The organism is Providencia sp. CIM-Carb-044 (assembly GCF_033901115.1).
Classification (GTDB): Bacteria; Pseudomonadota; Gammaproteobacteria; order Enterobacterales; family Enterobacteriaceae; genus Providencia; species Providencia hangzhouensis.
Genome location: NZ_JAXADV010000002.1, coordinates 23,878 through 46,094 on the forward strand (window position 1 = coordinate 23,878; position 22,217 = coordinate 46,094).

At 37.5% G+C, this 22,217-nt stretch carries 19 protein-coding genes; 4 read left to right on the plus strand and 15 right to left on the minus strand.

The window, feature by feature from the left end; genetic code table 11:
* Positions 1-69 precede the first annotated feature (69 nt).
* The 3 genes from SJ312_RS03390 to SJ312_RS03400 are packed head-to-tail and all read right to left on the minus strand — an operon-like array spanning position 70 to position 4,058.
* On the minus strand, positions 70-1,890 hold the full coding sequence (locus SJ312_RS03390; protein WP_319866948.1) for a CocE/NonD family hydrolase: 1,821 nt from the start codon (positions 1,888-1,890) through the stop codon (positions 70-72).
* 4 nt (positions 1,891-1,894) lie between these two features.
* Positions 1,895-3,310: a YfcC family protein gene (locus SJ312_RS03395; protein ID WP_050763789.1), complete on the minus strand. Its 1,416-nt coding sequence runs from the start codon at positions 3,308-3,310 to the stop codon at positions 1,895-1,897.
* 25 nt (positions 3,311-3,335) lie between these two features.
* Positions 3,336-4,058 (minus strand): IclR family transcriptional regulator, encoded by a 723-nt coding sequence (locus SJ312_RS03400; protein ID WP_153673480.1) that lies wholly within the window; start codon positions 4,056-4,058, stop codon positions 3,336-3,338.
* A gap of 472 nt (positions 4,059-4,530) precedes the next feature.
* Here SJ312_RS03400 and SJ312_RS03405 point away from each other — a divergent pair, with 472 nt between their 5' ends.
* Positions 4,531-5,511: a Gfo/Idh/MocA family oxidoreductase gene (locus SJ312_RS03405; protein WP_319866951.1), complete on the plus strand. Its 981-nt coding sequence runs from the start codon at positions 4,531-4,533 to the stop codon at positions 5,509-5,511.
* A 38-nt stretch (positions 5,512-5,549) separates the two neighbouring features.
* On the opposite strand, the gene SJ312_RS03410 is transcribed toward SJ312_RS03405, so the two are convergent.
* Complete coding sequence (locus SJ312_RS03410; RefSeq protein WP_319867235.1) at positions 5,550-7,199, minus strand: alpha-keto acid decarboxylase family protein; 1,650 nt, start codon at positions 7,197-7,199, stop codon at positions 5,550-5,552.
* A 124-nt stretch (positions 7,200-7,323) separates the two neighbouring features.
* Here SJ312_RS03410 and SJ312_RS03415 point away from each other — a divergent pair, with 124 nt between their 5' ends.
* The gene (locus SJ312_RS03415) at positions 7,324-8,220 is read left to right on the plus strand and encodes a LysR family transcriptional regulator (protein ID WP_004264091.1); all 897 of its coding nucleotides are present in this window, start codon (positions 7,324-7,326) and stop codon (positions 8,218-8,220) included.
* A gap of 266 nt (positions 8,221-8,486) precedes the next feature.
* Positions 8,487-10,100, plus strand: coding sequence for a GMC family oxidoreductase (locus SJ312_RS03420; protein WP_319866953.1), 1,614 nt, complete (start codon positions 8,487-8,489; stop codon positions 10,098-10,100).
* Positions 10,101-10,539: 439 nt separating this feature from the next.
* On the opposite strand, the gene SJ312_RS03425 is transcribed toward SJ312_RS03420, so the two are convergent.
* The 10 genes from SJ312_RS03425 to pth all read right to left on the minus strand — a co-directional run bounded on the left by SJ312_RS03425 (position 10,540) and on the right by pth (position 20,391).
* Entirely contained in the window at positions 10,540-11,070 is a 531-nt protein-coding gene (locus tag SJ312_RS03425) for a fimbrial protein (protein WP_110591643.1), read from the minus strand.
* Positions 11,071-11,133: 63 nt separating this feature from the next.
* Complete coding sequence (locus SJ312_RS03430; RefSeq protein WP_319866954.1) at positions 11,134-12,033, minus strand: hypothetical protein; 900 nt, start codon at positions 12,031-12,033, stop codon at positions 11,134-11,136.
* A gap of 49 nt (positions 12,034-12,082) precedes the next feature.
* Positions 12,083-12,706, minus strand: a complete 624-nt coding sequence (locus tag SJ312_RS03435; protein WP_319866955.1) for a fimbrial protein — start codon at positions 12,704-12,706, stop codon at positions 12,083-12,085.
* Between the two features lie 33 nt (positions 12,707-12,739).
* A complete protein-coding gene (locus tag SJ312_RS03440) occupies positions 12,740-13,501 on the minus strand; it encodes a fimbria/pilus periplasmic chaperone (protein ID WP_136135199.1) in 762 nt (253 codons plus the stop codon).
* A 28-nt stretch (positions 13,502-13,529) separates the two neighbouring features.
* The gene (locus SJ312_RS03445) at positions 13,530-16,055 is read right to left on the minus strand and encodes an outer membrane usher protein (protein WP_110591646.1); all 2,526 of its coding nucleotides are present in this window, start codon (positions 16,053-16,055) and stop codon (positions 13,530-13,532) included.
* A gap of 38 nt (positions 16,056-16,093) precedes the next feature.
* The gene (locus tag SJ312_RS03450; RefSeq protein ID WP_036958688.1) at positions 16,094-16,624 is read right to left on the minus strand and encodes a fimbrial protein; all 531 of its coding nucleotides are present in this window, start codon (positions 16,622-16,624) and stop codon (positions 16,094-16,096) included.
* Positions 16,625-16,696: 72 nt separating this feature from the next.
* A complete protein-coding gene (locus tag SJ312_RS03455; protein WP_094962509.1) occupies positions 16,697-17,230 on the minus strand; it encodes a fimbrial protein in 534 nt (177 codons plus the stop codon).
* A gap of 93 nt (positions 17,231-17,323) precedes the next feature.
* A complete protein-coding gene (locus tag SJ312_RS03460) occupies positions 17,324-17,662 on the minus strand; it encodes a helix-turn-helix domain-containing protein (RefSeq protein WP_004264112.1) in 339 nt (112 codons plus the stop codon).
* 944 nt (positions 17,663-18,606) lie between these two features.
* On the minus strand, positions 18,607-19,698 hold the full coding sequence (gene ychF, locus SJ312_RS03465) for a redox-regulated ATPase YchF (protein WP_094962511.1): 1,092 nt from the start codon (positions 19,696-19,698) through the stop codon (positions 18,607-18,609).
* 102 nt (positions 19,699-19,800) lie between these two features.
* Positions 19,801-20,391 carry an aminoacyl-tRNA hydrolase gene (gene pth / locus SJ312_RS03470; RefSeq protein WP_110591647.1) on the minus strand — a complete coding sequence of 197 codons (591 nt, stop codon included), beginning with the start codon at positions 20,389-20,391 and terminating at the stop codon, positions 19,801-19,803.
* Positions 20,392-20,691: 300 nt separating this feature from the next.
* Between pth and ychH the strand changes: the two genes are divergently transcribed.
* A complete protein-coding gene (ychH, locus tag SJ312_RS03475) occupies positions 20,692-20,964 on the plus strand; it encodes a stress-induced protein YchH (protein WP_004910602.1) in 273 nt (90 codons plus the stop codon).
* A gap of 303 nt (positions 20,965-21,267) precedes the next feature.
* On the opposite strand, the gene prs is transcribed toward ychH, so the two are convergent.
* Positions 21,268-22,215, minus strand: coding sequence for a ribose-phosphate diphosphokinase (prs, locus tag SJ312_RS03480; protein ID WP_004910604.1), 948 nt, complete (start codon positions 22,213-22,215; stop codon positions 21,268-21,270).
* Positions 22,216-22,217: the final 2 nt, after the last annotated feature.

Here is a 22,217-nt window from a genome sequence, read left to right on the forward strand (position 1 = left end):
TCTCATATAGCCCGCTTTAGTGGTGTTGGCAGTTAAAGCGGGCAAATTTATTGGTTAATTATATTATTTTTAAGTTTCGTTGAGCACGGGCAAAATGATTTTTGACGGGTATTCGCTAGAAATATGTAGGCTATTACAAGCTATTTTCCAGGTTCTATCACCCGCGATAGTTTTACCTGTATTTGTATTGAAGTCATATTTAGGGAAATTGCTACTAGAAATATCTAATCGTATACGATGTCCTTTTGCGAAACGGTTTGCACAGGCAAACGGCTTAATTTTTACTTCGACAATTTCATTTGGGGTTAATAATTCCTTCCGTTCATAACCATGCCGAAAACGGCAACGTATGATGCCATCAGTAATATTCATGGCATAGCCTTGAGGGTAATCGGCACTGGGAGGGTAAACATCAATAAGTTTTGCGGTGAAATCTGTATCTAATGCATCACTGCTTATCCAAAGCGACACTTCAATTTCACCTGCTAAACAGACATCTGCTTGTAATTCCTCGGTTTCGAAAACTAATACATCACAACGGGCAGAAAGGGGTAAGTTATTTTGTTTACTACCAAAAAACTGGGGTAATTCACATTGATTGAAAGCCCCACCCCAAAATATAGGCTGACCTGAGGTTAAGGCACCGCCAATGGTAGGCACTGGATTCTTAGGGTCATAACAATAGGATATTGTGGTTGTTTTAGTGTAGGGCTGATGATGTAATTTGTTATCTGGCCACAGATAATACGCAGTTTTCTCAGTATTTGGCAAAGGCCACTGATGGTGGCTAAGCCATTTTCCCCCATGCTCTATACGTCCTTGTTGGTTGCGTTTACCACTTCCACCACCCATCATGAATATTGTTACTTCGTCACGATGGTTTTTGGCGCTCTTATCCTTTAAGTGAGTTTCAAACCAATTTAAACGGCAAGATAACCAACTTTCACTAACATTGTGGTCAAATGCTGCGATATCACCAAACTCTGCATCACCACTATGCGTGATATTACGGTCACCATGTAGCCAAGGCCCCATGATTAATTTTTGCGGTGATTGTTTTTTGGTAACAAATGCATAGTAGTTATCTAATGTTGAACTGACATAGGCATCGTACCAACTAGACATAAATAACACTGGGATATCCGGTATTTGGTCATAATAGCCTTCGGCATAAATGCCTATTTTCTGCCAATAATCGGAAAAACACTCTTCTTCCCATTGTTCAAATAAATACGATTCATATTCAGGAACATGTTTAAGTAATGTTTGTCCTTGATGCCATGGCATTGTCGTAAACCACTCATGGATATTTTCTTGTTCGAGTGCGGCTAAAATTTCGGGAGATTGCTGGGCGAGTGGGCTTAGTTTAGCTTGCTTAAACGCCCAAGTGGCTTGTTTGAGTTCAAAAGCCCCCCCTTGACGGATCCCGCATTGGTAGGCGTTGGCAAAACCGCCAGAATCCAGCACCATCGTCTGTAAACCTGGTGGATTTAAACACGCCATTGCTAATTGTGTATGAGCGGCATAAGAGAGACCCATTGAGCCTATTTTGCCATTACACCAGGGTTGTTTCATAATCCATTGTAATGTATCAAAACCATCTTCAGCTTCATTAATATATTTTGTGAACTTTCCTTCGGACTCATAACGCCCGCGGCAATCCTGATACACGACAATAAAACCATGTTTATTGAAGTATTTCGCCATTTCTTGGCGTGTTATTTGCTGGCCTGATACCGTTTTTTCCGAACGAGAAGGTGCGGTTTTATCATAGGGGGTTCGCTCTATAATAACGGGAAAAGATGCAGTTGATTGAGTTTGTGGAAAGTAAATATCGGTTGATAGCATTATTCCATCACGCATTTCTATTCGGTAATTCTTCATATCCATCTTACTAATACCCTATGGTAACGGCGACGCTCAGTAAACCAATGCTGATTGCCATAAAAATGATAAAAAGCGGTAAAATATATTTTGCCCAGGTGGTCCAACTGACACCGGCTGTAGCTAAAAAGATCAATAACCCACTAGATGTTGGTGTGATCATATTGGTTAGCCCATTACCCATTAAAAATGCAAAAACCGTTGTTTGAGGGGAAACACCAGAAATTTCACCAACGGGGCCTAAAATTGGCATTGTGACAGCGGCTTGCCCAGAAGTAGATGGAATAGCAATGTCTAATAATAGTTGGGAAATAAACATGCTATATGATGAAACATAAGGACCGTGATTACCGACAAGCCCAACTAATTGATGAATAATGGTATCAAGAATTTTACCTTGAGAAAGAATAATTTCGACAGCAGTCGCTAACCCAATTAACACCCCTGCGATGAGGACTTTTTTCATTCCACTGACAAATGCATTAGCGGCGGCACTTGCGGTCAAACCACTACAACAAGTTAAAATGACACTTAAGAATAAATAGTAAGCAGATAAATCATTATTTTTCCAATGCCAGCGATTAGAGGCATAGACTAAAAATGCAACACCGATAGCTAAGACAATTAACATAAGTTTATGGCGATGGGTTAATTGTGTGGTTTGATTATGTTCTTCAACCACATAGTTTGTGAGTGTCGTTTTACGAATGCTATAGAAAACGAATAAAATACCGAGTGTAATAAAAATAAGGTACGCCGCAATTCGCATACTTAAACCACTAAACACGGGTAAACCAACAAGCGGTTGTGCGATAGAAAGTGCATATGGGTTGGTGATGGAGGCGAGGTATCCTACCTTAACCGCAATAGCTACAATGGCAAGCCCAATAAGTTCATTCAACCCAACGCGTTTCACTAAGGCTATAACCATGGGAATAACCAAAAGATACTCTTTGGCCAACCCCATAAAGGTACTTCCCATGGAAAATACAATCATTAAGAAAGGGATTAACAAGTAGATATTGCCTCGGGTAACATGGAGCAATCGCTCTAGCCCTGATTCTATAGCCCCTGTTTTATTGAGAATACCAAACATTCCTCCGATGAATAGCACCATATATATAAGTGGCGATTGCTTAACAATTCCTTCGGGGATCGCTTTAAATAGTTGAGGCAAACTGACAGGAGCGGCAGTACCTTCCTCCGATTTCTCAGTGCCTAATAATTGCTCTAACGTAATGTCTTTAGTGATAGTTTGGTAAGAGTCAGGAATGACTTTTTTGCCATCACGCTCATATTGGCCTGAATTAACAAAATAAGTCATTAAAAAGGCAATGATAACTATAGTTAACATTACTAAAACCGGGTTCATTTGCCAGCCTGGTGGTGAAGATGGGCTTTGTATTGTGCTGTTTGTTGGTTGCATGATGTTGTCTCTTTTATTGTATTAATTATGAGTCGTAACCGAGCTGCCTCGATATACGTAAAGCAGACAGAAGCAGTTGCTCAGTCATATCTTGTTCTTTTTCATCAGAAAAACGGCTTAGAGGTAAGCTAATACTCAGCGAAGCAATGCATTCCCCATGTTGTGAAAAGATAGGTACGGCGATCGCACCAATACCTGCGGTTAATTCACCTCGGGTAATTGCAAAACCTTGTGAGCGTATGGTTACAATAGATTTTTCAATAGAGGGGTTCTTTTCAATAAAATGTGCTTGAACATCTTTAGGTGAGTAAGCCAATAGCACTCTGCCTGAAGCCCCAGATCCTAACGGTCGGCGATTACCAGCTTCACTGCGCACTTGAAGTGATTGTCCTGATGGCTTATGAAGAACTTGTAAAATTTCATCGTTGTCACGTATACGCATTTGAATATTTTCATCAAAACGTTGACGTAGTTGCTCTGCTTCAACCTCTGCGACTTGGATATAGTTAATTTGTTGGCGAGCGCAATTCCCCAAGCTTAATAATTGATGGCCTAAATGATAGGTAACCGGATTTTCATTTTTTTGTACGAAATGGCGATTTTCCAATGTGCATAATAAGCGGTATACCTTGGATTTATTCATGCCAGATAAGCGTGCAAGTTCACTTAACCCAAGATTGTTTTTTTCACCTAATAGCATCAATAACAATAAAGCATCATCAACGGCAGTGACAATATTCTCTTTCATCTTAACCTCGGCTGGTTTATACAATAAACCATTGGTTTATTTAATAAAATTAGCATGGAGAATAATAAAAAATGATTCAAGAGAGTTGTTAATAAATTGTGAGGTGAGTTAGGGTTTTAAAAAGGTATTTTTCAGTGATAAAAATGAAAGTGAAGTATTTTTAATATAAAACAATTGGTTATAGGAAATCTAAAATAAGAAAATTTTGATGACAACGCGAATAGAAATGATTGTAAATGGGAAGCTAATCGTCATTTATGGCGGTTATTTGGTTCACCTAGTGAAATTGATTCGTACACCAGCCACCAGCAATAAATAAAAGAACCTTCAACGGAAAAATGCGTCATTTTTATTGAATTTTTAAGGGAAAAATTCGGAAATGGCAGAGGTTATCAAAAAAGCATCGAAGGCATTTCTTAAATAATGAGCCTTATGGCAGAATGAAATTCACTTTCTTTAATGGATAACAGAGATGAAACTCGCGCTGGTCGGTTCTGGAAAAATAATCATGTCGGCTCTTGATGCCTTAATACAGGTGCAGGGGATAGAGCTAGTTGCACTGTGTGTTCGGGCGGAAAGTATTGAAAAGGGGCAGGTTATTTGCCAACAATTTGGTATAGCAAAGTTGTATACTGATTATCAAGAACTCCTGCAAGACCCTGATATTGAGGTGATATACATAGGTTTGCCAAATCATTTGCACTTTCAGTATACCTTTGATGCATTGATGGCCGACAAACATGTGGTATGCGAAAAACCGTTTACACCAAATTGGCAACAATTGCAGGTGTTAATTTCCATTTCACAGACTAGAGGGCTTTTTTTGTTTGAAGCCATTACGTCTATTCATACTCCTGAATTTCATTTTATCAAACAACATATTGATAAAATTGGTGAAATTAAAGTAATTCACGGTAATTACTCCCAATATTCAAGTCGATACAATGACTATTTACAAGGCCGTATTCATGCCGCTTTTGACCCACAGCAAGCAGGCGGTGCACTCTATGATATTAATCTATATAACATTTATTTGTTATCGGCCTTGATGGGAGCACCCGATAGTAGCCATTATATTTGTAATAAAGGGTTTAATGGAATTGATACATCAGGGATATTAACCGCCCATTTTGGGCGTTCAGTTGCATCGTGCGTGGGAGCGAAAGATTCGGCGAGCCCTGGTTACTTTATTATTCAAGGTACCAAAGGGTATATTTGTATCAAGGGGGCTCCAAGTCTTTGCCAGTCAGTCGAGGTTTGCATTGACGGGGAAATATCCAGCGTATCTCGGGATACAACAATCAATCATATGGTCTATGAGTTTGCATTCTTTCGTGAGCAAATTGGCACTAAAAGCCATGCTAAATGTAATGAATTGCTTGAATTAGCATTAATTGTTTCAAAAATATTGCATCAATCACGGGACGATGTAGGGCTGGTATTTGAATCATAAATACATTGGCAGCGCTATGGCTGCCATAATTTGTCAATTTAAAATGAATATAAAGATGCTGCTGATTTACCAAGCTTTTCAGCAAGCTCAGATGCCGCATATCTATCCATGATCACTTCGATATAGGCCGCATGGTTCGATAGCTCGGCTTGTTTAATCGCATTGTCTAATTCAATACAGTTGGTAACACGCTGACAATACCAATCTGTACAGCCTAATGCGGCAGGAAGCTGTGCATAATTCCATTGGGGTAAGTCGTTGTAATAGGCTTCAGGGTTTTTACACAAAAGCCGCTCAATTAAATAGCCGTCATTATTTAGGACAAAAATAATGGGTTTTAAGCCAAAACGGGCAAACTGGCTAATCTCTTGGGCAGTGAGTTGGTGAGAACCTTCTCCAGTTACTAAAATCACCCGTTTGTGTGGCTCAGCTATTGCTGCACCAAATGCAGCAGGAGTGGCCCAACCGATAGAGCCCCACAAGGTTTGGTTATGAAACTGTGCATTTTCAGGTAATAAAGCAAAACCTAACCCCATGGATGCAGTTCCCGTTTCTGCAATAATAATATCGTCCTTACGGAACATTTTTTCTAGGCGAGGGTACAAATATGAGGCAGTAATTTGGCCATTTTCACCTTGTTGTGGAGATCCTAAACCTTGGGCTTTGATCCCAACATGGTTCAGTGAGGGCACAAGTTCTTTTAATTTATGTAACACATCTTTCATCAATACATTTGGATAGATAGCAGAGCCCACTTTCACGTGGTCAGAAAGAATGTTAATACAGCTTTCAGGGGCAATAGCTGCCGTGAAGCTGCCGGAGTTGAAGTCCGTTAATACTGCACCGATCCCCATAACACAGTCACAACTCTCGACAAATTCTCTCACTTCAGGATTCATTAGTTTTCCGTTATAAATCCCCATATATCGAGAGTTAGATTCGCTTAAGACCCCTTTATCCATAAACATAGTGGCATAGGGTAGGCCAGTTTTCTGAATAATAGCCTCAACATCAGTCGTTAAGCCGAAACGTGCTGTTAAAATTCCAGGAATAATGCAGGCTTTTGTACTCGATGTGAGCTTTTCGACAATAGCTGTAACGGCAGCTGATAATGACTCGCTATGACTTTTATTTATAGTGATAGTTTCAGATGTTTTATCTGCTTTAATTGGCATAACAGCGTAGTCAGAAGGGAAACCTAAATAAACGGGTCGAGATTTTTGTAAAGCGCTTGTAATTAAGCGCTCTGTCTCGGCAATACAGTTTTCAGGCGTTAAAATAGCGTGAGCACAGCTTAAGTGTTGGCTCATTTGATAAAATACATCGAAATCACCATTTCCTAGAGTGTGGTGAACTAAACGGTGGTTTTTTTGAACCCCACTTGCTGGCATACCAACAAGGTGAAAAATGGGAAGATGTTCGGCATAAGCGCCTGCAATACCATTTAAAGCACTAAGTTCGCCGACACCAAAAGTCGTCGATAATGCTGCTGCACCTTTCACGCGGGCGTAGCCATCTGCAGCATATGAAGCATTAAGTTCATTGCAGTTGCCAATCCAGCGCATATTTTCACTTTCACATACTGCATCTTCAATAGGGAATGCGTAGTCACCAGCAACACCAAAAATATCGTGAATACCGATTTGGTAAAGTCTGTCCAATACGTATTCGATAACCGTCTTATTCATCATGCTGATCTCCATTAATTGCTTAGCTAATAATTCTAAATTGAATTATTTTTATCGTTTATTGTGCTTTAAAGGAAATCACTTAAACTCATTCTATCTATAACTAAAAATCATAGGGGGTGGAATGGACATTCGTTCATTACGTTATTTTGTTGAAGTCGTACAGCTCAATGGTTTTAGTCGTGCGGCAGAAAGTTTATTTGTAACGCAACCGGCGATTAGCCGCAGTATTAAAAAATTAGAAGATGAGCTTGGTTATACCTTGCTGATTAGGGAAGTCGATGGCGTTAAATTAACGGAGGAAGGGGACATTTTATTGGCTCATGCAAAGCAAATTCTTTCACAGTTTAGCAGTATGAAAAAAGCGTTACAGGAAAGGTCGGGCCCTATATCCGGGGTACTACCTGTGGGGCTACCACCGGTGATAGCATCGACTTATTTTGCTGATATTATTATGGCTTTTAGCCAACGTTACCCACAGGTGGAACTGAAAATTCTTGAGTTAGGTACCCGAAAAATGCGTGAGGCAATGTTAAATGGTGAAGTTGAAACTGCCGCGGTGATGTTACCTTTTGCTGATGACCGCTTTGAAGTACACCCCTTTTCAACGGACCGATTAATGCTATTAGTCAGCAAACAACATCCACTCGCGATCCGTGAATTTGTTAAATTTAGTGAAATAGTCGATGAGCCTTTTATTTTCTTTTCTGATGATTTTCTAATTAATGAACTGGTTGTCAGTGCTTGCGGTGTTTATGGCAAAAAGCCCACTATTTCCGGACGCAGTAGCCATTTAGATTTGGTAACTGCCATGGTAAGAGCCGGGGTAGGGGTAACGCTACTGCCAGATAGTATGTGGCAGAATACCAGTTCAGTGGGATTATCCGTTATTCCAGTTATTGAGCCAATATTGGCTTACGATATTGCTTTAGCGACAGTAAAAAACCACCACCAAAGCCGTCGTGCCAAAGCATGGCATGATTTGGCGTTAACTATATTAAAGGCCAATAGGGCAAGATGAGGCAGTTAGTCCTGTATTGCTAAGTCTTGCATTAAACCGCCCAAAAATATTCATTTATTAATGAATATTGCTAAGGTTTAAATATTTATCTTAATTAAAAATTTTCTTTAATAAACAGAATCTATTGAGATTATAAAATAATTACATAAGAAATTATTTTTGATTTAAATCACATATGCGGAATATTGTTCATACATTAATGAATTAAAGGCGCTATTGTTAAGCAAATGAAAATAAATTGTTTATTTTATTTGGCGGGGTGACAAATGAGCGCAGTAAAATATGATTATATTATTGTAGGTGCGGGTTCTGCCGGTTGTGTTCTTGCTGCTCGGTTGATCCAAGAAACGCAATCTAGAGTATTACTTATCGAAGCGGGCGATAGCGATAACCATTTGTTTATTCGTATGCCTGCAGGTGTAGCGAAAATTATCGCCCAAAAAAGCTGGCCTTATGAAACTGAGCCAGAGCCTCATGCTAATAACCGTAAAATGCAAATTGCCCAAGGGAAAGTATTGGGGGGAAGTAGTTCTGTCAATGGAATGATTTATATCCGAGGACAGAAACAAGATTATGATAATTGGGCTCTAAACTATGGTTGTGAAGGTTGGGGATATGCGGATGTATTGCCATGGTTTAAAAAAGCAGAGAACAATGAAAGCCTGACAGGGGAATATCATGGAACAGAAGGCCCACTTCCTGTCAGTGAAAATAGATATCGGCACCCATTATCAATGGCATTTATTCGTGCAGCACAAGAGCATGGTCTTCCTTATCTCAATGATCTTAATGGAGAAAGCCAGCAAGGAACAAGCTTTTACCAGACGACAACGCATAATGGAGAAAGAGCCAGTACATCAAGAACCTATTTAAAATCAGTGGAAAAGAATGATAAGTTGACATTAAAGCTTGGCACTCAAGTGAACCGTATTATAATTCGCGATGGCCGCGCGATTGGTGTTGCTTATCAAGGGAAAAATGGCCATGAAGTTGAGGCATTCGCTAGTTGCGAAGTATTGGTTTGTTCTGGTGCGATGGGCTCTGCAAAATTATTGATGCTGTCAGGAATCGGGCCAGAGGAGCACCTATCTTCGTTGGGGATTGATACTCATGTGAATCTGCCTGTTGGCAAAAATTTTCATGACCACCTACATATGTCAATTAACGTCACGACTAAGCAACCAATTAGCTTATTCGGCGCAGACCAAGGTCTAAATGCGATTAAACACGGGGTAGAGTGGATAGCATTTCGCAGTGGACTGCTCACCTCTAATGTTTTAGAAGGCGCTGCATTTAAAGACAGTTGCAGCCAAGGTCGTCCTGATGTACAAATTCATTTTTTACCTATTTTAGATAGTTGGGATGATGTTCCTGGCGAACCTCTACCCGCTGCCCACGGCTTTTCTTTAAAGGTCGGGTACCTACAACCTAAGTCTCGTGGTGAAGTTTTATTGCGCAGCGCAGACCCACAAGCACCACTAAAGATACATGCTAATTATCTTGCGTCACCTGAAGATATGGAAGGTTGCAAACGTGCAGTTAAATTTGGACTGGAAGTATTGGATTGCCCTTCATTACAAGTATTAAGCAAAGAAGTTCTAATGCCGCCAGCGTCGGTGCGCCATGATGAAGCTCAACTTGAAGAGTTTGTCCGAAATTTTTGTAAAACGGTTTACCATCCTGTGGGAACTTGCCGTATGGGAACGGATACTACAACATCAGTGACTGACTTGCGGTTACGTGTACATGGTATCGAAAACTTACGTGTCGTGGACTGTTCTGTGATACCTGAAATTCCAAGTGGAAACACAAATGCCCCAACGATCATGATTGCAGAACGCGCAGCAGCGATGATTATAGAAGATAGGAACGCAAATTAGCCTTGCGATAAGGTAATAATAGAAAAACAGCATAAAATCAAGGCAACCACCCAAACTTTATGCTGTTTCAATAATCTTACGGTACTTAGAACGATCTAACATTAAGTTGTGGTGTTATATATTAAACCGTTATTTTGCTTTATTGATTTATAGTATTTTTATATTTAATGGTTTATTTTGTACTCGCGGTATATTCATTTAATTAAATCCATCAAATAAAATAGCGTACTTTTATTAAAGTTAAATAATTTCATACAATAAATTTACTTCTCAATGACTACTATAAAGTGACATAAAGTCGTATTTCCCTTTTTTGGATAATATGCCAAAGAGCGTTATAGGTGAAGCTGACTTGATTGGCTTGGGATGATGTAGATAAACCTTACCTTCACGATAAAAATTTCGACCGTGCATAATCATTTGAAAGCTAAACAAACTATTACTGATATTCCACTTTCAATATTCCAGAAGCGGTAAATAAACCTAGTTCAATTTCTTTCCCTTCATGAAAAACTGGGGACACCGTTAATACTGGCTGTGCATAGTAAGTAAAATTACGATATTCATTAGGTAATAAAGGCGTATTATCTGCTTGAATTTTTAGTCCTAAATTAGGGTTAGATGTTTCAAGCAAATCCGTATTAAAGCTTGCACTAGAGCTTTCAAGCTTTAATTTAAGATTTGGATTACTGGATGATTTACTTCCGCAATCCAAATGATAGTCAATGTTTTTTGTATAACGTTCACTGGTAAATCCGTGTAGATTTATTTCACCAAATGAGACTTCAATAGGTTGTCCAGGGCCATTTTCACCATACACATCACAAGTGCTTTCAATAACATCCACTTTAATTGTTAATGTATAGGTTTCGGCAAGACAAAAGCTACTAAAAAAAATAATCAGTATGTTAGTGAGAATTACAAATAGTAAAAGTGTTCTTTTTTTTATTATTTGAGTTAAAAATATCATAATGATTTATACTCCAATCGATAAATCAAATAAATTAATTTCAAGTAACTTAGATTTAATTTTTTAATTAATTACAATAGATAAAATAGCATTTCCTACCCTCGAACCTGGCTCGGGATTTCCTAATGAAGATAGAGTTGAACTAACGGAAAAGGTTAAGTTTGTATTTTTTTTAATATCCGCTTGAACTAAATTATTCAACATACATTTTCCTGAGACACATACATCTAATTGACTTTTTACACCATGTAATAAATCAACTTCATTTTCAGGTAAAAATTGAAATGTGGCACTCATATCGCCAGTACACGATATATCCCCATTAATTTTTGCTATATTTCCATTTATATTATTTGAGTTGACATTGCCATGAGATATCGTCAATGGCATAGATACATTGCAAGAAGGCAATACTGGGATCTCAGGGACATTAACTGAACAGGTTGTTCCTACATCTTTTCCATTCACAATTATTTGTAAGCATGTATCAGCATAACCTGTTGCTGATGCATGGTAATCGAAGAAATTTATATATCTAACATCAAACTGACCAAACTTAACGCCGAAGTCGGGTAATACTTCACTACAGTGCTTAGGTGTGTTTCGTGTAACTGAATAGTATTTAACAACACCTACATTATATATACTACTAAATCCAACTAGTAGAGAAATACTTGGTGTTTCCATAGAGGTTATAGAGCCTGTCGATGAGCGTCCAGTCGCAATAACTGTAATATTACACTCAGTATTCGTGCTGTTTTTTATCTCATCTGGAATATATAAAAAATAAGGGCCTAACGTTTTTGGTATAGTATAGTATGCATCATTAATAAGATTATGTAACTTACTTGTGGTGTATATACTGTTAGGATTTAATGGACTTGCACTAGTTTTATTATTAATTATAAATAGTAAAGCTAGCATCATTATTTTAAAAAAATAAATATTTTTACTTTTTAGCATTACGCTATTACCTATCAATTTTATAAATTATTATCGTGATGCTATGACGTTAATCATATAGCATTTCAAAAGCAATTAAAGCAGAAAAAGCACCAGGTATGAGTGGACCGGACGTTCTTATAGCTGAGACATAATAAATTAGGCTATTTTGGCCCGATGCAATTAACGTTGGGTTACTTTCTTTACCTATTGGTAATATTTCTCCTGCTGAATTTGCTACTTGCAACCCAAAGCCGTATGCCCCGTTGACTTGAATAATATTTGAATGTTCAGGTTCACTTGCCGCTAAAAATTTGATTTTGACCGCAGGCTGTGTGCTACTCCATACTGTTTTTCCAGTTTGGAAATTTTGAAGTTCAGTTTGAACTTGCAAGCAATTTAACAACTCAATTTGGAATGGAATAGGTTGCATCACTTGCTCAGAAGAATTTAGATCACTAAATGATAAATTTCCTAGCGAAACGGATTGGTTACTAGATTTCATAGCTAATTCGCATGGGTTTTCAGTTAAAGAGCCTGAAACATGGATAACCCCATGCTGGCCATCAACCTCCCAACCATCTGTAGGCCTGAACAGATTATTATTGTCAGCAATTGCCGGCAATACTGTGGCTAAGCAAAGTGAAATGACCATATATTTTGAACGTAACCAACGATATATTTTTGAGCTCATAAATATGTCCCCATTTAGCTTTATATTCCTTTACTATTTATTTAATAAATTTTTTGTAATAACAGAGCAGATTGTATTTTTACAATCAAAGGTTAATTTGGGGCGACCACCATAATCATTAATATAAGTAATCACGGGGGTATTACCTAATTGCTCATTTGTCATTCCAATATTGATCTCACTAAAGGGCGCAATCATAATTGGATTAAATTCTTTCGCATCTGTATTTGCATGGGCCCCTGCATTAATTATTGTGATATAATAAGGTGTTGGGTTTTTGGCAAAAACAAGATTTCCTTTCTTTTCAAGCTGCATTTTTTCTTGCCATGGCGCACTGTTTTGCTGTGGTGCAATTGCTTCTGGACGATAAAATAATTTTATTTTTGTTTGTAATGCAATCTGTAAAGTATTTGGTTTATCACTCTTAGGTGGAATCTCTCGCATATTAAAATAGAATAAAGACTCTCTATCCTGAGGTAAGTTTTTTACATCGGGTAGAGCTTCAATTTTCATTTGACTAGATTTTCCTGGTTCTAATCGTTGAACTGGTGGTAATACAATTAATGGTGATGTTATTTTTTTACTTTCTTCATTTTCAATCCAACCTTGAGCAAGATAAGGAAGTTGCTTATTATTATTATTAATATTTAAAGAGATTGACTTGTTCTCTCCATCAAAGATGACTCTTGTTCTATCTAATGATACCGCAGCCTCTGAAAAAGCACTTAGGGTTAAAGGCCCTAAAAAAATACTCATTAATGTCTTTTTGATATTCATTTGGTTATTACCTTTCATATTACTTTTATCTATTTAAACTAAATAATCATTTGACTATTGCTTTTACTACCTCGTTGCATGGAAGTAATAAATTATCTTGAATTTCTCGATTCATTAATTCAGAGGGGAAAATTATTTCACATGACATATTTTTACCCCATGTGACATTCATTATTTCTGAAGGATGAACACCGCTTATATAAGTATTACCTAAATCACCTACAATCCCTACGTTTTGCTTTTTATGATTTGTTACTTGAGCTCCTAATGGTGGATGAGTACCATCAGTAAGTACGATAACAGCCATAATTTTCTGACCTGAAATAACCGAAAATGAACGATATCCAACAGCACCTTCAGTTAATGTTGCTTGAATAACAGATTGTTGGGCATCTATATCATCAGGTAGCTTATTTAAATCAATTTGCGCTTTATTTCGATAGTAGCTACTGACATCTGAAATAACTGCTTTCCCAAATCGGTTTGATTCAACAGGAACACCAATACCACGAATCGTAATATTTGGAACATCATCAGTATCAACTAATATGCGTGCTCCCCCGAGATTATTTATTCTATGTGCAACCGTACCTTTCCCTGTTAAGGTCAAGCCACCTGAAGTGGAAAGGCCAAAAGCACTATATTGGTTATTTATATGATTCGCATTGGCTGACCAACGAGCATTATCCCCTTGATGTGAAATAAAAGCACTTGCGGTTCCACCTTTTCGATTTGCACCTGCACTTACCTGATAATTTGTTCTATCATCCAATCGGTCATAATAAGAAACACGATTAGTCGTATCATAGCGGCTTGTATTCATCGAATAACCAACATTTGCCCCATTACTTAGTGGGAAAGATAATGATACATAAGCGCTATCATCGGTCACACCATTATAAAAACTACGATTTGCAGATAAGCTAATACTCATATTTTTTATTGGACCGATATCCATATATTTCGATAGCATTAAACTGTAATAATCATTATCTTTTTTATCCCAATACGTCTGATGGTTATAATTTAAATATAATGATAACCCTATATCCTGGAAATTTTTATTTACAGATATAGTGTATAGCTCTTTGCTTCCATAATTGCGTAGCCCTGTTCGTTGGGTATTTAAGAAATCACTCATGCTCATATAACTTCGTTCTGAAAAACGATAACCTGCAAATTGTATCTGGCTATCGAACTCTTCAAATCGTTTAGAATAGTTAACTCGGTATGAGCTCCCACTTAATGTCCCTTCACCGGATAAACGGGCGATAGACTGAGTAACATCAAATGAAAGTGCACCGAATACGAGTAAATCCCGCCCAAATCCCATTGATAGCGCATTATAATTTTGGCTATTCAAACTACCGCCAATTAAAGACCAACCATTACTAATACCCCAAGAAAATTCACCTGTAATGAAATTTTCCCCTTCACTTTGGCGCTCGGTATTCGTTGGCTGGCCTAGCGCAAATTTATATTGAACTTGCCCAGGTCTTGTTAAATATGGCAAATTTGCGGTATCAACTTGAAACTCTTGAATTGAACCATCTTGCTCTTTAATGGCAACATTTAAAGTTCCTGTTATGGCATCACTTAAATTTTGGATACGAAAGGGACCCGGCGCAACTTGTGTTTCATACAGTATCCGTCCTTGTTGCATGACCGTCACTGTAGCATTACTTTGTGCTATCCCTGTTATTTCAGGGGCATATCCACGCAAGTTTGGTGGCATCATGCTTAATTCAGATTGCAAGCTTGCACCAATAAATCTAAAGCCATCAAAAATATTTGAAGCCAAATAGTCTTCACCCAGTACGAGTTTAGCCTTTAATTCAGATAGAGCTCGGTATGCATAAAAACGGTTCCATGTGAAATCAGATTGGTCACGTCCTTGGCTTCCTGTTGTATGGTTATAGCGGCTTTGCCAATCAGCTCTAAACCGCCAAACACCTAAATTGATACCTGCAACACCATTACTATTTACTGAGGATGAATTTGCTCCTCCATTATAGGAATTAGTGGCATTAGCATTCACATTATAATCAATAAGTAATGCTGATATTCCATTGTCCCAGCGAGAAGGGGGATCCCAGTTTTCTGATGTGTATTCTAGGTACGCTTGTGGAATACTGACATATAGAGATGACGTAGCTAAATCACCGCGCAGCAATAATCCTGGTAAGCTGTTTTCATTAAGGCATTGCCCTTCATGCCACCATGTTAATTTTTTTTGCGACTCAGAAGTAAGCCCGAGTAGCTTAACTATTTCTGGAGATAAACAAGGCTGACTATTATCAGGATCATACTCACCAGAATAATAGGGGATGCTAATGTCAGATATTTGTTCGTTATTGATTTTTAGCGTAAAGTTATAAACTCCGGGCATAATATAACCCGCACGAGAGAATTGGTTTAAATCAATGTTATTTTTGTCTTCTAAATCTAAAACATCAGTATTGAATTCAATATGATTATCTGCATTGATAGTTAAAGTCACACAACTGATTGTTAATCCAATAAGAATACTTAACCATTTTAATTTTGGTGTATAAATAGGTAACGAAGACATAAAACATTCCTAAAATCTAACAATAATTTATTTATTATTTAGTAATAATCTAGTTTAAAACGCAGTGATGTTTGATACTGCCCAGCACGTAAAGGTGTTTTATCTGAAATAACTTTTAACTGATAATTCAAAATATATTTCCCAGCTTTTATATCGTTCGGTAGTGTTTTTTTTCCTGGGTAAATATGTACTCCTTTCGAATCAGTTAATAATAGTGCTATACCTTGTGCTGACCCCGATACTGAAAAAAAATCCCCATTAGCAGGCCCATCAAATGAAACTTCAAATGTTTTCCATGGTTCACCTGTATAAGATGTTAGTTTGCAACCAATTAATGTAATAAAAAAATCATGTGCTTGTCCTTGTCCTTTTTGCTGTATTAATGATAGTGGTAAAATTCCCATATCAATGGATTGTTCATAAGAACCAGTATCAATACTACATGCCGTATCCATAATGCTACCTTGCATTATCAGATCCATTGAGTTATTTGCAGAAGCACTTTTTAAAAAAGGTAATAGTAAAAAAAAACACAATGATAAAATAACTTCTTTTTTCTTTGTTATCATATTATAACCATTAAAATATACACCACGAGGTCTATCAACCCCGTGGTGAGATAGCATCTTATAAAAATTTATTTAATTATATGCTAATGTAAAATTAGTAACTGCTTGGAATTTCCCTGGTGTTACTGGAATAACTTTGCTTTGCGCATCAACTAACTGAAGTCCAATTAATGATGCTTGGAATTTTAATGTGTTATTCCCTTCAACATAATTTTGTTTTGCGCCAGAGTTAACTTTAATTTGAGTACCCGATGAATTCATGATCTTCACTGCGGCACCAGTAGCATCACCTGTAATCTGTAAATAACCTGTATCTTTCCCCGCTTCAGTTCCCTTGAAAGTTACCGCAACTTGATTATCACCTTTTAGGTTACAGCCTTCTAATTTAATCTGAAATGGTTGTGCTGATGATTCACCACCGTTATCTAAAGTCACATTAGATACTTGGCCTAATGGAACTTCTTGATTCTCTTCACCAGGAGCAATAGAGCATGGCGCTTCAATAATAGAACCAGAAAATGTTACCGTTCCACTCCCTGCATCAACAGCTAAAGCAGATGTACTCATTAAACCAGAAATCATAGTTGCTAAAATAATTTTTTTCATTTTTTCCTCAAACGATAAGTATAGATATACATATAAATATTTATATGCATTTTTTTAATAAAAAAATATTTAAATAAAATATATTTAAATGGACTAATAAAAATAAATTGTATCAGATGCTGATATCTTATTTTTTAAAGAAATTACATCATCCGAAGGGGATTTTTGAACTTCAGCAATAATAAGCTTAATGACTCTTTCAAATGGACAATCGAGTGCTACGCTTAAATTAAATAACATATCAATACTAATTTTATTTATTCCACGTTCATAACGTGACATTTGTTGCTGTGAAACATTTACTTGTTTTGCTAGTTCACAAGCAGAAATACCATTCTCTTTACGTATTTTTCTTATAACTAATCCACAGTAAATAGAAAATAGATTATCTTGTGTTTCATATTTGGATATGACTCTATTAACTTTACTCATAATTAATAACAAGGTCTCAGTTTAATAATTTATAATTTGTTGTGCTCTTATATATTCCCTTTAAGTGCTTACAATTATAATGAGTAGTATTTTTTAAATCAAACCACGAAAAAGAATAGAGTCTATTTAATTGGCTATATTTACACTTTTTACAATTCAGTTGTTTTTCTTATCTAACAATAAGTTATAAACATTTAAAGTTTTTAACAATTTTTTTAAAATCAAATTTAGAAGTTAGCTTGTTAGTTTATTAGGCTTGGTTTGACATAAAAAAAAGTATTTTTATCTGAAATTAACAAATTTTAATAAATCCTCTTAGATTGTAACAAAATAACTTGATTTCAATCAAAAACACACACATAAGGAGTGATTATGTAATTTGAAAAACGAAAGACTTTAGAAAAAAGACAGTAAAATCAAGTGATTAATTAATACTCTCATTTGGAGTAAAAATCTACAAAAAAATACAATTAAATCATTATAGTAGCTAGCAGAGATGATGTGTGGCTTCTTATCATTACATCAATAGCCTTACTTATCTAAATATTTATACCTCCATAGCCGAGACACTATAGGGTTCTATCTGCTTAAATTTTTTGTTACGGGCTCTTCTAGCTTACTTTATATCTAGTAAGAGAGTTACTGCAGAGTAGTAAACAAGTACGGATATGTGTCGTTTTTTACCATAATGTTTTATTTTAAGATATGACTTAGGGCGGTCATTAGTCTGATATTTTTTAACTTGGCTTTGTTAGCCTGTAAATTCAAATTGTTATGAAAGTAAGCTAGATTCTATTTATTTAGAAAGAGAAGGAGAACCAATAGTGAGTTTTTATGATATAACAGGAGGGAAAACAGCATAGTATTATATTTATAAATTAAATATTATGCTGTTTTTTTGATTAATGATACTTTTTAGTTGGGTGCAAATCTAAAATATAGGTTTACACATTAAACAGGAAGTTGAGCACATCGCCGTCTTTCACGATGTAATCTTTTCCTTCTGCGCGCATTTTACCTGCTTCTTTAGCACCTTGTTCGCCACGGTATTGGATAAAGTCATCAAATGCAATAGTTTGCGCGCGAATAAAGCCTTTTTCGAAGTCAGTATGGATTTTACCCGCAGCTTGTGGCGCAGTTGCACCAACAGGGATAGTCCACGCACGCACTTCTTTAACTCCGGCAGTAAAATAGGTTTGCAGGTTTAATAACTGATATCCAGCACGAATAACACGGTTAAGACCCGGCTCTTCAATACCTAAATCCGCCATAAATTCATCGCGCTCTTCGTCTTCAAGTTCTGCGATATCAGACTCAATCGCTGCGCAGACAGGAACAACCACAGAGCCTTCGGCTTCTGCGATTTTATACACCACATCTAAGAACGGGTTATTTTCAAAACCATCTTCATTAACGTTAGCAATGTACATGGTTGGCTTTAATGTTAAGAAGCTCAAGTAGCGGATAGCCGCTTTATCTTCATTAGATAAATCTAATGTGCGTAACATGCCTGCTTGCTCTAAGTGCGGCAAACATTTCTCTAATGCTTCTAATTCTGCTTTTGCGTCTTTATCGCCGCCTTTTGCACGTTTTTGGACACGGTGAATAGCGCGCTCACAAGTATCAAGGTCAGCAAGTGCTAATTCAGTATTAATGACTTCAATATCTGCGGCAGGGTCAACTTGGCCTGCAACGTGAATGATATTGTCGTTTTCAAAACAACGAACAACATGGCCAATGGCTTCGGTTTCACGGATATTCGTTAAAAATTGGTTGCCTAGGCCTTCACCTTTGGATGCACCTTTCACTAAGCCCGCGATATCAACGAATTCCATAGTCGTTGGTAATATACGCTGTGGCTTCACAATTTCAGCTAATTGATCAAGACGTGGGTCTGGCATTGGCACAACACCCGTGTTTGGTTCAATTGTACAGAAAGGGAAGTTGGCTGCTTCGATGCCGGCTTTGGTCAATGCATTAAATAGGGTGGATTTACCCACGTTAGGCAAACCAACGATACCGCATTTAAAACCCATATGTTTCTCACCTTAATAGCAAGGGGCAGCCTCACGCTGCACCCAATGTTTAGAAATTGGCGCTGATTATACACAAAAAGTTGATTCGGATGAAATGAACTCTTATGCGGTTGCTTTAAAACCATGTAAACGATTGATGGCTTTGTCCATCCCATCAGCCAGGAGAATATCTGTGCACCTAGCTGCTTCATCAATCGCATCATCAATGAGCTTTTGTTCAGATAAAGGCGGTTTGCCCAAAACAAAACCAACAACTTTATTTTTATCACCCGGATGACCAATACCAATGCGTAAACGATAAAAATTCGGGTTATTGGCGAATTTGCTTTGAATATCTTTCAACCCATTGTGCCCGCCATTACTGCCACCTAACTTCATTTTAGCCACACCTGGTGGTAAATCGAGCTCATCATGGGCGACTAAGATCTCATCGAGATTGATGCGATAAAAATTAGCTATAGCGGCAACAGATTTACCACTTAGATTCATAAAGGTGGTTGGAACCAGCAGACGGATATCGTTACCATTCATATTAATGCGAGCGGTATAACCAAAAAATTTAGCTTCTTCTTTCAATGGCTGATTATGGCGCTCAGCCAGTAAATCAACATACCATGCACCTGCATTATGGCGCGTTTGTGCATATTCAGCACCTGGATTGGCAAGTCCAACAATTAACTTAATTTTGCTCACGGCGATGATTTCACTATCAGTTATGAAAATAATGCCTTAGTTTACCTTGTGAAATACAGGATGTACAAAATTGTGATAGATAAAAGTCACTATGATTATAATTGCCGAATAAACTATTCGGATTTTCTGGGTTTTTGATAAAAAGCACTTTTTGTACAGATATTCTTGCTAACTTCCTTCCTTGTGATGTCTATCGCAAAAAATTTTACTTAATGCACTATAATCATTACATAAATATAAATTATGACCGAATTTATTTACACATGCTTGCTTATCAGTTTACTGGTACTGGAGGTATATATGAAACGGAAAAGCGCTCATCTTCTTGGTAATGTCTTCATGGGAATCGGAATGGTGTTGATGATCGGGAGTATTGGTGTCAACTTATTCTCTCATATTGTTAACTTAGGCCTTTCAGAACTTATTACCAATGGTTCCTTATTCGGCATTTTTATCGGTGCGATGGTATGGTTAGTCGGTGCAAGGATCGGCGGCCGTGAAAAAGTTGCAGACCGTTACTGGCAGTTAAAACAACAATATCATTCACGCAGAGATAATCACCGCTATCCATAAATAGCCTAGAGCAATTAATTGCTGATAATGGTGAACAAGTTTGATAATTAGGCATTAAGAAGAGTGAAATTCCAAAGAATTTTGCTCTTTTGTCGTGAAGATTGTGAGTTATTTTAGATGGCTATTTTTATCGTTTTATTACGTGAAATCACCACTATGATTGGCGATAGAATATAAACATAGGCATCGATGGTTTCTTTCCTGCCAAAATCATAAAGCCCCTGCAAATTACATTGCAGGGGCTTATATTTTTTATTGTGACTTTTTCATTATGGTTGAACGCTAAAACCCAATATTGGAGAATTAGTGCTCAAACATTGCTGAAATTGACTCTTCGTTGCTGATACGACGGATAGCTTCAGCTAACATACCTGAAAGCGTTAAGGTGCGAACATTGCTCAGCGCCTTGATTTCAGGAGAAAGAGGTATAGTGTCACAAACAATGACTTCATCAATGACTGAATTTTTGATGTTGTCTACAGCATTACCTGAGAAAATCGGGTGTGTTGCGTATGCAAATACACGTTTAGCACCACGTTCTTTCAGTGCTTCAGCTGCTTTACACAGAGTACCACCGGTATCAATCATATCGTCCACTAAGATGCAATCACGACCTGAAACATCACCAATGATATGCATAACTTGAGAAACGTTCGCACGTGGGCGACGTTTGTCAATAATGGCCATATCAGTGTCATTCAGGAGTTTTGCGATAGCTCTAGCACGTACCACGCCGCCGATGTCTGGAGATACAACGATTGGGTTTTCCAAATTCTTCTGTAACATATCTTCCAGAAGAATAGGGCTACCAAATACATTATCCACAGGAACATCAAAGAAGCCCTGGATCTGCTCTGCGTGTAAATCGACAGTGAGCACACGGTCTACACCTACACTTGACAGAAAATCGGCAACAACTTTAGCGGTGATTGGTACACGGGCAGAACGTACGCGACGATCCTGTCTTGCATAACCGAAGTAAGGGATAACAGCGGTAATACGACCAGCAGATGCACGGCGTAGCGCATCGACCATAACAACCAGTTCCATCAGGTTATCATTGGTTGGTGCACAAGTTGACTGGATGATAAAAATATCACCACCGCGAACATTTTCATTAATTTGAACACTGACTTCGCCGTCGCTAAAACGACCAACAGCCGCGTCTCCAAGATTAGTGTAAAGGCGGTTAGCAACACGTTGTGCTAGTTCCGGTGTAGCGTTACCAGCAAAAAGCTTCATATCGGGCACGA

Coding starts and splice junctions, on each gene's coding strand:
- SJ312_RS03390 (WP_319866948.1), bottom strand. CDS start 1,890: ATGGATATGAAGAATTACCGAATAGAAATGCGTGATGGAATAATGCTA.
- SJ312_RS03395 (WP_050763789.1), bottom strand. CDS start 3,310: ATGCAACCAACAAACAGCACAATACAAAGCCCATCTTCACCACCAGGC.
- SJ312_RS03400 (WP_153673480.1), bottom strand. CDS start 4,058: ATGAAAGAGAATATTGTCACTGCCGTTGATGATGCTTTATTGTTATTG.
- SJ312_RS03405 (WP_319866951.1), top strand. CDS start 4,531: ATGAAACTCGCGCTGGTCGGTTCTGGAAAAATAATCATGTCGGCTCTT.
- SJ312_RS03410 (WP_319867235.1), bottom strand. CDS start 7,199: ATGAATAAGACGGTTATCGAATACGTATTGGACAGACTTTACCAAATC.
- SJ312_RS03415 (WP_004264091.1), top strand. CDS start 7,324: ATGGACATTCGTTCATTACGTTATTTTGTTGAAGTCGTACAGCTCAAT.
- SJ312_RS03420 (WP_319866953.1), top strand. CDS start 8,487: ATGAGCGCAGTAAAATATGATTATATTATTGTAGGTGCGGGTTCTGCC.
- SJ312_RS03425 (WP_110591643.1), bottom strand. CDS start 11,070: ATGATATTTTTAACTCAAATAATAAAAAAAAGAACACTTTTACTATTT.
- SJ312_RS03430 (WP_319866954.1), bottom strand. CDS start 12,033: ATGCTAAAAAGTAAAAATATTTATTTTTTTAAAATAATGATGCTAGCT.
- SJ312_RS03435 (WP_319866955.1), bottom strand. CDS start 12,706: ATGAGCTCAAAAATATATCGTTGGTTACGTTCAAAATATATGGTCATT.
- SJ312_RS03440 (WP_136135199.1), bottom strand. CDS start 13,501: ATGAAAGGTAATAACCAAATGAATATCAAAAAGACATTAATGAGTATT.
- SJ312_RS03445 (WP_110591646.1), bottom strand. CDS start 16,055: ATGTCTTCGTTACCTATTTATACACCAAAATTAAAATGGTTAAGTATT.
- SJ312_RS03450 (WP_036958688.1), bottom strand. CDS start 16,624: ATGATAACAAAGAAAAAAGAAGTTATTTTATCATTGTGTTTTTTTTTA.
- SJ312_RS03455 (WP_094962509.1), bottom strand. CDS start 17,230: ATGAAAAAAATTATTTTAGCAACTATGATTTCTGGTTTAATGAGTACA.
- SJ312_RS03460 (WP_004264112.1), bottom strand. CDS start 17,662: ATGAGTAAAGTTAATAGAGTCATATCCAAATATGAAACACAAGATAAT.
- ychF (WP_094962511.1), bottom strand. CDS start 19,698: ATGGGTTTTAAATGCGGTATCGTTGGTTTGCCTAACGTGGGTAAATCC.
- ychH (WP_004910602.1), top strand. CDS start 20,692: ATGAAACGGAAAAGCGCTCATCTTCTTGGTAATGTCTTCATGGGAATC.